The following is a 12,874-nucleotide window of genomic DNA, read 5'->3' as shown; positions in this document are numbered from 1 at the left end:
CTTGCCTAAGTCTGATTCCTTATAGGGATCAATTGAGTCAATCCAGACTTAATTCGTGAAAACACGAACGAAGGCAATACAGAGTCCTTGTCAACTGAGCTTGTCAAAGTTGACACCCTTGTTTGATGCCACTGCATTTGCAATGCGTTTAAGGCGTATACTCATCCGTTTTGCTGTAATCTACTTCATATCCCAGGACATCGAGAAGACCTGCAGTGACTTTCCCAAGTGCATTTCCATTGGCCATCAACTCTTTCGTTAATGGAGGAATCATGGTGCCATCAGGTAAATTTCTGGGTTGGTCATCCCCGAGCACCGGATCAAACAAATGTGATTGATCATCACTGAATGGAATGAAACTGAAATTCACTCCGTAAATCTCATTGTACATTACTACAGCCTGACTATTGGTTTCCTGATAAGCCATACCACCGGTTGATTCCTGAGAGGTAGTTCGGGAAAGATTAGAATAACCAAAGCCAAATATATGACCCATTTCGTGCAAGATATTGGCCTCAAACTCTACCGGATCAAAGCCTTGTTCATACGTATGGTTGCTGATGATCATGTCCCCTCGAACTGGAAAAGAAAACCCATCGATCTCTGTCTGTTCTAATGGTCCAGCTGCTCCGTTGCCATCATCAAATCGATTGACCGTCAATTCAATGGTAATGGTATGCGATTCCGTTCCTTCAATGGCCGTAAGGACATCCAACCACTTGTTTGCATATTCCAGATACGGCGCCTGACTCGTTTCTGACCAGGGTTCTGTGGTACCATCAAGAAATACAATTTCACCCAGAAACTCCCACACAATCGTGATCTTGCCATTCGTGGAAGACGCAGTGGTGGACACATTCGTATTTTCGCGCAATAAGACATCTACAAAACCTTCCTGATCAGCGATCACCGTAAATGAGCCTATCTGACTATTCAGGTTACTCCCTGTTAACTCCACGACATAGTGATATTCCCCTGCTTCAAATTCAAAAACCACTTCACCGGTATCATCCGTTCGACCTGACTTAATCACATTTTGGCGATTCAGGGCATCATTCTCTGAGCCATATATGGTCACTAGTGCGTCCGATAGTGGTCCTTGACGATTGTCAACGACAAATACAATCTCACCCACATCAGCCCCATCATCGTTGAGACAGGCCATTTGGAAGGCCAAAAAAATCAGAAGAACACCAAGAAATATCTTTTTCATCACCAATAGTTTGTCACGAAGAAAATTGACTCCTAATCACAATCAGTTAGCCAAGTGTGAACAGCTTCAAACCATCGTCAATCGCATTTGAAATAGTGTCAATGTCACGTCACTATCATTCACTCAATTAACAACTGGTAAATGAATGGTGAAGGTGCTTCCCTCACCTTCCGTGGAAGCCACAGAAACTTTACCATGGTTCATCTCCACAAATTCCTTAACCAATACCAATCCCAGTCCTGTTCCCTCTTCCCTTGCCGTACCTTTCCTTACCTTACTTTTATCTACTTTGAACATCTTGTTCAGTTGAGTCGGCGGAATCCCCATTCCCTGATCACTGACCTGGATAAGGATTTCTTCTTCCTCATATTGTGCACCAATGGTGATCGAAGAACCAATCGGGCTAAATTTAATGGCATTGGATATCAAATTTCGAAGCGCAGTTGTCAGGGTGTCATAATCTGCTTCAGCTGTAATATTTTCGATCTCCTGGTTGAGCTTTATCTCCTTCGCCTCTGCTGAAACAGTCAATGTATCGACAACTTCATTGATCAATGATGGCAGGTCCAATGACTTTACCTTCAAAGTGATTCCTCCTTGTTGACTTAGGGACCAATTCAATAAATTGTCGAGTAGCATTCGCAAGTTTTTGCTGGACTTCTCGACCTTCACCACAATCTCTTTTACCTTCTGCGTATCTCCCTTATTAAGGAAATTTTGCACCAATGAAGCCACCGATTCAAATGCTGAGATGGGCCCTCTCAAGTCATGGCTAATGATCGAAAAAAGGCGGTCTTTTGTTTGGTTCAATTGATTCAACTGTACCGATTGACTGGAAATCTTTTCATTGAGTCGTTGCGTCTTCTTCTGTAACCTGTAAATGAAAATTAAGGTCCCCACGGCAATCAGGAACAGACAAGCCACGATGACCAAAAAAAAGCGTTGTTCATTGTTTTGTTTTATCAATAGCTCGTTTTCAGCCTCTTTCTTTTCCGTTTCATACTTTTCTCTTAATTCAAGTTGTACTTCCTGAATTTGTATTCCCTTCAAACTGTCTGCCAACATAGAAGAGCGTTTTTCGGCCTTATATGCTTTTTCAAAATATTCTGCTTTAGCATACACCCTAGCTTGCAACTGATAAGTCGAAAGCATTTTTTCATAGACCTTCAGTTCTTCGGCATACCTTAATGCCATTGAAAAATGATAATTAGCACTATCGATCTGACCGAGCCCTGTAAAAGCCGCCGCCAGGGTACCGTGTGAATCAATCATTTCCGAGTAAGATTTAGTTGCTTTTTCCTCATAAAGGCCAAGCCTTTGCCATGTGATCGCTTCCCTATAGTTACCCTGAAGTTCGTGAGCCCTGGCGATCTGCCCCTTGGAAGAAGAATTCAAGTCCAATCGTTCATGAACGTTGAAATTATCGAGTACTTCTTCAAAAATGATGATGGATGAATCATAAATGCCTATATCGATAAGTAAGTCGCCATAATTGTATATGGTATTGTAGTAATTGTGACTATTCTTATTATTTCTAAAATACTTTAAGACCTTTTGAAAATAAGACTTAGCTAAGATCAAATCATCTAATCCTTGATAGGTGAGGGCAATACCCTCCAGAATATCATAATATATCTCTGTACCCTCCGGAACTTCATCCAGTACCTTTAAATAGGTGTTGAGCGCAGAATCATAGTCTCCGATGTATTGTAATGCTCCTGCTACATTCACCTTTGCAAAAACTTCCCTTTCAGAATCTTGCAACTCCTGTGCAATTGCTGTGGCTTCTCTTAGCACTTTGAGGCTGATCTTCGGATCCCGAACATAAAAATACTCATCAGCAAAAAAGAGAAATTCATATCGATCATCAAGTGCTTCGATATGCGATTTCGCAATCACGATAATTTCTTTCGCAGTAAGTTCATTGTTATCAAAAAATGATCGGGCGTGTTCATATCGATCGACAGTATCCTCCACAAAAAGTCGTAGAAGCACCGTGTCTGATTCCTGCGCATTCAATGAATATGAAAAGATAAATGCACTTATCAGATGCAACCGGAAAAGACAATTCGCCATGTTGCCAAGATAATTGATGGAACCGAATTCAATCAATCCAGATATTAATATTCTATAAACTAACCAAGCTTCAAAAGCTTCTCCATGAGGGCACTTTTATAACTACGTCCGATGGGTATTTCTTGATCTCCGATCGTTAGGTGGCGGTATTGTGCATCGATCTCTCCTATCTGATCCAGGTTCACTATATATGACCGATGAATTTGCATGAACTGATCTGGGGACAGTTGATTGGCCAACTCCGTCAACTTTGCTGTCACAACAAACTGTTCGTTACCCAATGTTATGGAGCACTGTTTGTTTTGAGCTTCCACCATCCAAAGCTCGTCTGGAGCGATCCGAATAAGTCGATCTTCAGAACGTACGAAGATCATTTTCTTCACACTGTCTGAATGAGAATTGGGCTGCTTCATATGCCGCTCATTTGCCAATTCAATGGCGGCCCTCAATGAAGCCCCGGTATATGGTTTGGTCAGATATGCAGAAGGCATTGTTGCCATCGCCGTTTTCACTGTTTGCTGATCCTCATGAGCAGTCAAAAAGATAAATGGCACATCATAAGTAGTCGATACTCCCTGCATCAATTCGATACCATTGATGGCTTCACCAAGATCTATGTCTACCAAAAGAATATCCGGTTGTGTGGCGAGAATCATCCGTTTGAACTCACTGATTGTATCAACCACATCAATGACTATGAAACCATTTTGTTCCAATAATAGTCGGAGCTGTTCTGTGTGAAGCAGTTCATCTTCTATCGCGAGTACACGAATTTGGGCCATACTCGAAAGTAACATAACACTTGAATATTCGTCTTAAAATTCTCCATAATATCAAAGCAAACATGATAAACCGTTGTAATGACTCACGAGACATTATTCTCAAGCATTACCAAAAAACTAGCTCCAATGCTAAGGTTAGTCATGTATACAATATGACGTCTTTCTTCAATTACGAAAAACTACGTAGGATAATACGGAGATTCACGGATTACAATCACTCGAATGACTTAGGAAGTTTGCCTTGTTGATCATCAATAAGCATTGAAAGAATTTTGCAGGTTTCTCTTCCAACGTCTCAATGCTTTAGGTCGACTTGAAGAGAATACCTGCTCCATTTAAATCCTAAAGCGAAATGAAAAAATTTGTAACTCTGTTATGGTCTGCAATATTTGTATTTGGACTTAACCATTTTTGTTCTAGTCAATCCAAGGAGTTGGCCAAATTAATGGACAACCCAGATAAGTTACGTAAATCAGTTCTGGTTCAGTTAGGAGAATTGCGTAAAATTCAAATCAAAAAAGGATGGGCCAAAGAAGAAGATTACAAACTTCCACAGCGTGTAGGTTTATTGACTTTTGTTGTTAATGACAAGGCCAAAACTGTAACTCATGTCTCTTCTTCTGTAACGACAACTTCAAGAACCAAACGTACTTCTGAGGCACTTAGTCTGTATGCTAACCATCTGTACTCTAAAACGATAGATGGGATTAAGGCATCTTTTACATCAAGAGGTATGAACTTGTTGGAAATAGATGATTATCTGGACACAGAAGAAAAATCCAGCATCTATGATAGTTACCAATTGAAAGAACTGAAGGCCGTCAAGGCATTCGACGGCCTGACAGGTGCGGGGAATTCTGGTCCTGCTCAGGGGTACAGAAATATGACATTGCCATATTTCGGGGCCATGCCGAAGGCCATCAAAGAGCGTGATGCATTTTTCGAATCCTTGAATCTTGATGCCGTCTTGATAGTGACCATAGAAATGGACTCCTTTCGAGATTCGTTTTGGCTTATTAAAGCAGATCTGCTTTACAAGAATCCAGCAAGAACAGAAAAACGTATCCCGTACGGAAAATACCATGAAGCCATTGTTTCAAGGCTAAGAACTGATCCCTATGCCAAAAAACCACTTTATGAAGGCATTCATGTGCTAGGTGAGGAAACCTACCATACTAAAAAAGGGAAGTCGAAAACAAGAAAGGTTATCAATGGATTTGACCCTAACTTTTATTCGATTATTAATAAAGTAGTAGATTTTGCTGCTGAAAGACTTCATACATATGTTGAAGGCTAATCCTTAATAGTCCGTTTAGTTTACTCAAACCTGAATGCTAACGCTAACTAACCAAGCCGGACTTAATGGCAAACCGAATCAGTCCGGCTACATTTTTAACCTGAATTTTTTTGATAATATTCGATCGATGAGTTTCTGCCGTACGGGCAGAAATGAAAAGCTTCTCCCCTATTTCCGCACTGCTATGTCCTTCTGCGATCATCCTCAATATTTCTTTTTCACGATCACTTAATAAAGCCAGCAACAACGCGCTTTCTTTGTTAGGTTCACTAAAAGTACTTTCTAAAACAATGTTCTCGGTGACTTCTGAATCATAATAACGTTTGCCCGCTGCAATCTTTTGAACGCCGTAAATCAGATCTTGAGGGTCACTGCTTTTATACAAATATCCGTCAACGCCCATTTTCATGAGTTTTTCAACTAGAAATTTCTCTTTATGCATGGTTAGGATACCAATTTTGAGATTTGGCACGCTCTCTTTCAACAATGGTACGGCTTCTAGTCCATTCATAATGGGCATATCAAGATCCAACAATAGAATATCTGGTTTAAGTATTTTGCACTTATCGATAGCTTCTTTTCCATTATTCACTTCAGAGATCACTTCAATCGAAGTTTCTTCTTCCAATATTTTTACAATACCAGAACGAACCAAATGGTGATCGTCGGCAACAATGATTTTTAGCTTATTCATAGAGGTATTACCATCGTTACCACCGTTCCGGAGCTTTCGCCAGAGCTGAAATCAACCTTACCATCAACAGTCAGTATTCTACTGGAAATGTTATTGAGACCTATTCCAGAACCTTTACTGTCGCCTATTCCTATTCCATCGTCTTCAACAATGAAAATGAGTTTACCCCCATGTTCCATCAATTGCACATCTACATGTTTTGCCTGCGCATGTTTTACGATGTTGTTGGACAACTCTTGAAAAATGCGATAGATAGTGACTTCAACCTGTTGAGGATACCGCTCTTTAAGGCCAAAATGCTGAAATTCTACCGTAATCTGATTTAAGGTCAATTGATTATTGATGACATCCTTCATTGCAGGGACAATCCCTGCCTCCATTAAAGCTTTGGGCATCATTTGATGCGATATTGTGCGGGTATCATCCGCAGCTTGCTCAGCTAACCTTTGGGCTTTAAGAATGGTTTCTGTTTCTTCATTAAGTTTTGGGAGCGCCTGTGCCAAAACAAGTTTAATCGCTGCCAAATGCTGAACAACCCCATCGTGTAAGTCCTTCGCGATTCGGCTTCGTTCTGCTTCCTCTGCGGTAATTACAGCTTTGAAACCTTTCTGTCTTTCTTTACTTATCTCTACCTGATAAAGAAGTTGCTGACGATTACGCAAATAAAGATAGAACAGCAACAAACTCACAAACACTACTCCTGCTAAAATCAATATCATGTTCGTTCTGCTCTTTTGTTGCTTCAGTTCCAAATTGAAAAAACGCGTTTCTTGTTCATTGATATATTTCAAGCTATCTGAAACCCTCTCCATCTGCGCATTTGCTTCTAACCAGGTTAACTGACGAGTATTTTCCTGATTAAAAAGAGAATCATGGGCAGTTAGATATGTTTCATGGTATTGCAGGGCTTTTTGTGAATCTCCCATCTTCTTATAATATTCATACAATGCCAATGCCGCATCCTTCTGGACGGATAAATAATCAGTCAATTTAGATTCCTTCAACGACTGTTTATAAAAATTGACGGATTCATAGAAATATCCCTGTTGAAAGCGAAGCTTACCCATGAGAAAAGAGGCCATAGAATTCAGGCGAGTAAAATCACACGTTTCCAGCGTTTTCATGTCTTTTTCGAGATAATATTCCGCTGAATCAAGTTGAGATAATTGTAGGTATAAATTGCCTAGATAGATACCTACGAGCCGGGTACATCGTACCTCCACCCCTTCCGAAATAGCTTTGCCTTTCAATAAACACTTCTTAGCTTCTTCAAGCTTGCCCCATTCAAGGTAGGCATTTCCTGAGTTGACATAAGCGATTTGTAATCCAAGCGAGTCTTTGGTTTTTATCTCAATGTCTATGGCTTTTTTGTAATGATCTACTGCTTTCTGATACTCTTTATTCCTTTTGTAGAGCAGACCAATATTTAACTGCAATTCTGCCACCGATTGTTCATCCCCCTGTGATTCATAAATCTTTAAGGCGGCTAAATTTGATTTTAACGCTTCAACAAAATGTCCCAAATTAGAATAAACAATCCCCATGTTTTCAAGGAAAGCCGCTTCGTAATCTGTGTCGGAAATTTCTTTAGAATAACCTAGTCCGATTTCATAAATCGCTAATGCCTCAGCATTTCTTCCAAGTTGCTTATAGGTGATGCCCAAATTATTCAAGGCCATAGCAGCACTTTCTACATCGCCAAGTTGTCTTGCTAATCGATAAGCGATATCTCCATGTGAAATGGCCTTTTCAAAATTTCCAACATATTCTGAACAAATAGAGATCCAGATGTGATTTGACACCATGCTACTTGAGTCCGAAACAGATGAGAAATAGGCCAATACTTCTTCAAAAACCTGATTTGCTTGCTGGTATTTGTTACTGAAGTAATATTCTTTCCCCAACTGGTATTTCAGCATGAATTTAGAGGAATCTTCTTGTTCTTGTTCAATAAGCACAAGCAAACTATCAATCTGCGCAAATGACGAACTACAGCTCAGTAGAAACAAGAATATTGCGGCAATTCTGGTGATCATGGTCGGCGGCTAGTTCAGTAAATCTATTCAATTAAATTTTATACTTCTCTCATCCCATTCGTCAAGTTCCGAACTGTTTTTCATCTTAATTACAGAAGAAGCCGTATAATTGGTACGATATGACTTTAATTTTTGTAATTGTCGGTGGTGCCCTGGTCCTTCAAATCACTTTGTTAATTGTTGGGAGACGAATTCGCAAGCGTGAAAAGGAGAACAGTGTAATCGAAAAATACAACATCAATTCACGTCAGCGGGCCTGGCAACTCATGGGTGATACTTCCATCCCGGAAGAAGACCGTGACAAGATCAAGGAATTGTACGACGGAGAAGATTAATGTAATATCTTATCGCCATCGGTTGTGTCCCCACAACCGATTTATTCCATATGCATTTACCTATTTCCGTTCGTGAAGACACGAACGGAGCCAAAATGAATATCCGTCATTGCGGCCATCACAGCACCTATTATTTATTATCATTAACGATAAAATTGATGTGCCGTAATCTCAAAAAATAGAGTGAATGCTATTTCACCATCGGTTGTGTCCCCTCAACCGAATATCTTACTCAGTTCACCTCCTCAGGAATCAATTTTACCAGCACACGAAATCCATTTGAAATGGAAGCACCTGAACCTTCGTAAGTCTGTAATACCCTATTCATCAGATAATAAGCCGGATCACGCCAACTACCACCTTTGGTCACTCCTTTCTCTTCTATGAACTCCGCGGCATTGCCTGCCATATGAGCCAAGTCCCAGAAACCAGTTTCCAATTGATGCACATCTCCCATAAAAATGCCATAACGCTGCGGGTATGGGTAGTAATAGGAACTATCATAGATCTTTATACTATCCTCCTCATCTCGTAGTATATCAAACTGGCTGATCTTATTGTAAAAGGCCCTTGTTTGACCTTCATGTTCAAGTTCCAGGCCAGACCAGGGCAATTTATTGTCATCATCTCCTCCTCCAGTGGCTGCATAAGTCCATTCTTCGACCGAAGGCAACTTCACCTGAACCTGATAGCCATTCACTAATTCGTTTTGACTCAATACATCCTGTAGCCATGCACAATACTCTTTCGCCTGGTCATGTGTAATGTTCACCACCGGGTATTTATGGTAAGCCGGATGATTATGATAAGTGACCTCAAGTGTCTCACCAAAAGGAGGCACCTCTCTCCATAGGCTAGTATCTGGCAACATCTGGTGGTAAGCCTCCAACCCTTTTTGTTGTTTGGTTTGATACAAAAACTCCAGATAATCGAAATTGGTAATCTCGCTGGTCGACATCAAGAACGACGCACCCGGGTCACCATCGTTAGCGACATACTCGTAACCAGACATTTTTTTGGCGAAGCGCTCATAAGCTTTCACGAGCGGATCATTGATTTCATGGGCAAGGTTTGCCGACATACAAAGACATAAAAACAAATACTTCATACTATTCCTGTTGATGACATTGAACCCAGAATTATCATTAGCCTTTCTATTCTCATTACTAAAACTCTAATGACAAATCTGGGTTAAGCACAACTACATGCTTCACAGGCAGTAACGCTGTGCTGATGTGAATTAGTATGAACATGTAGATCGATGCCCCTTCAGGAAATAATTTTCATTTAACAGCAACCTTTTCACTGGAATGTGGCTCTCATGTGACAAAAAAGGTCAACAACATGTTCTTCAATTACTTAAAAACCGGCCTCCGGGCCATTTTCAAGCAAAAGCTATTTTCTGCGATCAACGTCTTCGGACTATCCTTTAGCTTATCAGTCTGCATGGTCATCATCATGCTGCTGGCGGATCAGTTCAGTTATGACCGCTTCAACACCAATCACGATAGCCTCTATCAGGTGAACATTGAGCGATTCGATGAGCCCATTCTAAAAGGAATGGCCACCACTCCTGTCCCACTCGGACCAAAAATGAAAGCAGAACACAGTCAGGTATTGGAATATGCGCGATTTGTTCGAGGATTCGGAAATAACTGGATCAACATCATGCAAGATGTCAATATCCCGGTGGCAGGCTTCTTTGCGGACCCTCAGGTACTGAAAGTATTCCAGTATGAACTCTCAGAAGGAAATGCCAATACTGCCCTTAACGAACCTTATCAGGTAATCCTCACTCATGACACGGCACTTAAACTATTCGGCAAAATCGAGATAGTTGGTGAAATGATCACTGTCGGAGAATTGGGGACTTATCAGGTCACTGGCGTGATGAAACCCATTGATGGAAAAACGCACATCAAGTTTGATGCTTTGGCTTCCATGGCAAGTTATGAAGCGCTTGTCAAACAAGAATTGAAAGAAGACTTGAAAGACAACTGGTCTAACCGATGGAATTCATGGAATTATGTACAACTCGCTCCAGGAACGGATAAAGCAGCCGTAGAAACCTATTTATCAGACGTAAGTGTCAAACAATATGCGGAACAAGAAAATGATGTTCCATCCTTCTATCTTCAGAAGATCACTGACATCAATCCAGGTCCCATGGTCGGAAACGCGATAGGCCCTGGTATTCCAATGTTATTTGTTTACTTCCTCGCCGGTATGGCTCTGGTCATTATTCTATCGGCTTGTTTCAACTACACCAATCTATCCCTGGCACGATCGCTAAACCGGGCAAGGGAAGTAGGTGTTCGAAAGGTGTTTGGGGCGTCTCGGGCACAGATCATTACACAGTTCCTGGCAGAATCCGTCTTGATTTCGGTTTTCGCTTTTATCTTTTCTCTTGGTGTACTTACTTTCATCAAACCCATCTTTTTGGGGCTCAATTTCAGTCAGTTATTGGACTGGAACCTGAGTGAGTCCGTGTCTGTTTACACCATCTGTTTGGGCTTCTCAGTTTTTGTGGGGCTGGCTGCAGGTATTGTCCCTTCCATCTTTCATTCTTCGGTTAGAGCGATGGAAGCACTCAAAAGCCTTGCAGGAGTTAAAGTCTTTTCAAAAATGGGCATGCGCAATTTCCTGATTGTCTCGCAATTTGGCTTGTCTTTGTTTTTGATCATTACCGTGAAGCTGGTCTACAATCAAATGAACTTCATGATCAAAACGGATTATGGATTTGATGCCGAAAACATTGTAGTGGTCAGAATGAATGGCGCGGATCCGCAATTGCTTCAAAATGAACTGATCAAATATCCAAATCTCATCAGCAGTTCTCAAGCAGATTTTGTGCCTGCCTCCGGAACCAGTTCTACCTCGGATGTTATGTACAACGAAGAGGAATACACATTCAATCAAATGTCCGTTGACCATGCTTACGTCAACAATATGGGGCTTGACCTGCTGGCAGGAACTGGACTTATCAAAGGTCAGGAAGATAATCAGGTAATTCTTAACGAATCCGCCGCAAAAGCCTTGCAATTTGATTTCCCCAGGGATGCCATCGGCCAACGATTGTTAAGAGGAGATTCAACCTACAATACCATCGTAGGGGTTGTTGCAGATTATCATCATGAAACCATGTTTTCTGCCATAAAACCTTTGATGTTATTTCATGATCCGGAACGTTTGAACATTCTACAGGTGAAAGTAAATGCGACCAATTTCTCGGCAGCGCTTCATGATATTGAAGCCGCCTGGGCTACGGTGAATCCTGACCTTCAGTTCGATTACAAGATCATGAATGAGGAAATTGCCTTTTTCGCAGAGTTGATCTTTGGTGACCTTTCTAAGATTGTAACGTTTATTTCTCTATTGGCGCTGATCATTGCGGCCCTGGGATTAATGGGTATGGTTGTCTATGCAATGCAAGTGCGTATGAAAGAAGTTTCTATCCGAAAAGTGCTTGGATCGACGAGCGGTCAATTAGTATACGTACTTTCCAAGAAATTCCTGATGTTGTTGGTAATCGCCATTATCGTCAGTCTGCCACTCACTTACCTGGTTAATTCCTTGTGGTTAGATGCCATTGCTTACAGTGTGAACTTAAGCGTGGGAGTCATTCTGTTTGGTGTAGGAGTAATTGTCTTACTCGGAGCCCTGGTAGTAGGTAGCCAAACCTGGAAAACGGCCAACACCAATCCTTCGGAAGTGTTGAGGTACGAGTAGATTTCGCCCTTCCTGCCTCGTGGCAGGACGGGCGAGTGCCTTAGGGTTCAAATTTGGAACTTGTCACCCTGAGCTTGTCGAAAGGTAACAAGTTCATTCATCCCCTTTTCAACGGTTGATCACTTTGTCTTTTAAGAATCGGAGTAGGTCCTTCACTTTTGAATGAAATTCAAAAACTTATGAAAAGGATCATTACATTTTATACCCTGTTCTTCTGGACGATCAGCTCACCACAGGCGAATAACATTATCAAGCCAAAAAATACGCATCAATTCAAAGCCTTTAATGGCATTCGCTTTGAATACAGCCTCCTATTACCTGAAGGCTATGACCGTTCAAAAAAGTACGAGATCATTGCTCTGCTATGTGAGACACATGAAAGTCATCGGGCCTGGGACAAAACCATGAATCTGCTATCAGACATTGATCTGGACCGGTCAATTGTCATTGTTCCGAAGATCCCAATTGGGAAAGACGGCTGGGGCACGCATCCGATCCATCATGCCTTCAATGACCTGCTCAAACATGTCAGAACTTCGCACGGTCGTGCCAAACAAAAATTCCACCTTATAGGATACGAATTTGGTCAGGAAGTAGCTTTTTGGTGGACTTACGGGTCGAAGGAACTCATCGCCTCTACTTCCATCATCAATGGTGACCTCTGGAGTCAAAATCACTGGGACGAAAAATGGTACAACAACTCATGCGTTCT

The 12,874-nt window shown here is 41.3% G+C and carries 10 protein-coding genes; 4 read left to right on the top strand and 6 right to left on the bottom strand.

The features are described 5' to 3' along the window. Window positions 1–148 precede the first annotated feature (148 nt). The 3 genes from R8G66_00050 to R8G66_00040 all read right to left on the bottom strand — a co-directional run bounded on the left by R8G66_00050 (window position 149) and on the right by R8G66_00040 (window position 4,071). The gene (locus R8G66_00050) at window positions 149–1,213 is read right to left on the bottom strand and encodes a hypothetical protein (protein MDW3190719.1); all 1,065 of its coding nucleotides are present in this window, start codon (window positions 1,211–1,213) and stop codon (window positions 149–151) included. Window positions 1,214–1,336: 123 nt separating this feature from the next. Beyond that, window positions 1,337–3,289, bottom strand: coding sequence for an ATP-binding protein (locus R8G66_00045; protein MDW3190718.1), 1,953 nt, complete (start codon window positions 3,287–3,289; stop codon window positions 1,337–1,339). 59 nt (window positions 3,290–3,348) lie between these two features. After that, window positions 3,349–4,071: a response regulator transcription factor gene (locus tag R8G66_00040; protein ID MDW3190717.1), complete on the bottom strand. Its 723-nt coding sequence runs from the start codon at window positions 4,069–4,071 to the stop codon at window positions 3,349–3,351. A 352-nt stretch (window positions 4,072–4,423) separates the two neighbouring features. Between R8G66_00040 and R8G66_00035 the strand changes: the two genes are divergently transcribed. Continuing rightward, window positions 4,424–5,368 (top strand): hypothetical protein, encoded by a 945-nt coding sequence (locus R8G66_00035; GenBank protein ID MDW3190716.1) that lies wholly within the window; start codon window positions 4,424–4,426, stop codon window positions 5,366–5,368. 43 nt (window positions 5,369–5,411) lie between these two features. On the opposite strand, the gene R8G66_00030 is transcribed toward R8G66_00035, so the two are convergent. Both R8G66_00030 and R8G66_00025 read right to left on the bottom strand, forming a co-directional pair. After that, window positions 5,412–6,062, bottom strand: a complete 651-nt coding sequence (locus R8G66_00030; GenBank protein ID MDW3190715.1) for a response regulator transcription factor — start codon at window positions 6,060–6,062, stop codon at window positions 5,412–5,414. Beyond that, on the bottom strand, window positions 6,059–8,098 hold the full coding sequence (locus R8G66_00025) for a tetratricopeptide repeat protein (protein ID MDW3190714.1): 2,040 nt from the start codon (window positions 8,096–8,098) through the stop codon (window positions 6,059–6,061). Before R8G66_00025 ends, R8G66_00030 begins: the two co-directional genes overlap by 4 nt. 119 nt (window positions 8,099–8,217) lie before the next feature. On the opposite strand from R8G66_00025, the gene R8G66_00020 reads away from it, so the two are divergent. Next, entirely contained in the window at window positions 8,218–8,433 is a 216-nt protein-coding gene (locus R8G66_00020; protein MDW3190713.1) for a hypothetical protein, read from the top strand. 232 nt (window positions 8,434–8,665) lie between these two features. Here the strand turns inward: R8G66_00020 and R8G66_00015 are convergent, their stop codons facing one another. Continuing rightward, window positions 8,666–9,514, bottom strand: coding sequence for an SUMF1/EgtB/PvdO family nonheme iron enzyme (locus R8G66_00015; GenBank protein MDW3190712.1), 849 nt, complete (start codon window positions 9,512–9,514; stop codon window positions 8,666–8,668). A 242-nt stretch (window positions 9,515–9,756) separates the two neighbouring features. On the opposite strand from R8G66_00015, the gene R8G66_00010 reads away from it, so the two are divergent. Together R8G66_00010 and R8G66_00005 are read left to right on the top strand one after the other, a co-directional pair. Then, window positions 9,757–12,162, top strand: a complete 2,406-nt coding sequence (locus R8G66_00010) for an FtsX-like permease family protein (protein MDW3190711.1) — start codon at window positions 9,757–9,759, stop codon at window positions 12,160–12,162. A 179-nt stretch (window positions 12,163–12,341) separates the two neighbouring features. Next, on the top strand, window positions 12,342–12,874 hold a 533-nt coding region (locus R8G66_00005; protein MDW3190710.1), incomplete at its 3' end, for a hypothetical protein.

The sequence above is a fragment of the Cytophagales bacterium genome, assembly GCA_033344775.1.
Lineage (GTDB): Bacteria > Bacteroidota > Bacteroidia > Cytophagales > Cyclobacteriaceae > JAWPMT01.
This window is presented reverse-complemented; position numbering and strand designations above follow the sequence as displayed.

Excerpts from the sequence above, each read along its gene's own strand:
- R8G66_00050 (MDW3190719.1), bottom strand. The coding sequence starts at position 1,213 with ATGAAAAAGATATTTCTTGGTGTTCTTCTGATTTTTTTGGCCTTCCAA.
- R8G66_00045 (MDW3190718.1), bottom strand. The coding sequence starts at position 3,289 with ATGGCGAATTGTCTTTTCCGGTTGCATCTGATAAGTGCATTTATCTTT.
- R8G66_00040 (MDW3190717.1), bottom strand. The coding sequence starts at position 4,071 with ATGGCCCAAATTCGTGTACTCGCGATAGAAGATGAACTGCTTCACACA.
- R8G66_00035 (MDW3190716.1), top strand. The coding sequence starts at position 4,424 with ATGAAAAAATTTGTAACTCTGTTATGGTCTGCAATATTTGTATTTGGA.
- R8G66_00030 (MDW3190715.1), bottom strand. The coding sequence starts at position 6,062 with ATGAATAAGCTAAAAATCATTGTTGCCGACGATCACCATTTGGTTCGT.
- R8G66_00025 (MDW3190714.1), bottom strand. The coding sequence starts at position 8,098 with ATGATCACCAGAATTGCCGCAATATTCTTGTTTCTACTGAGCTGTAGT.
- R8G66_00020 (MDW3190713.1), top strand. The coding sequence starts at position 8,218 with ATGACTTTAATTTTTGTAATTGTCGGTGGTGCCCTGGTCCTTCAAATC.
- R8G66_00015 (MDW3190712.1), bottom strand. The coding sequence starts at position 9,514 with ATGTCGGCAAACCTTGCCCATGAAATCAATGATCCGCTCGTGAAAGCT.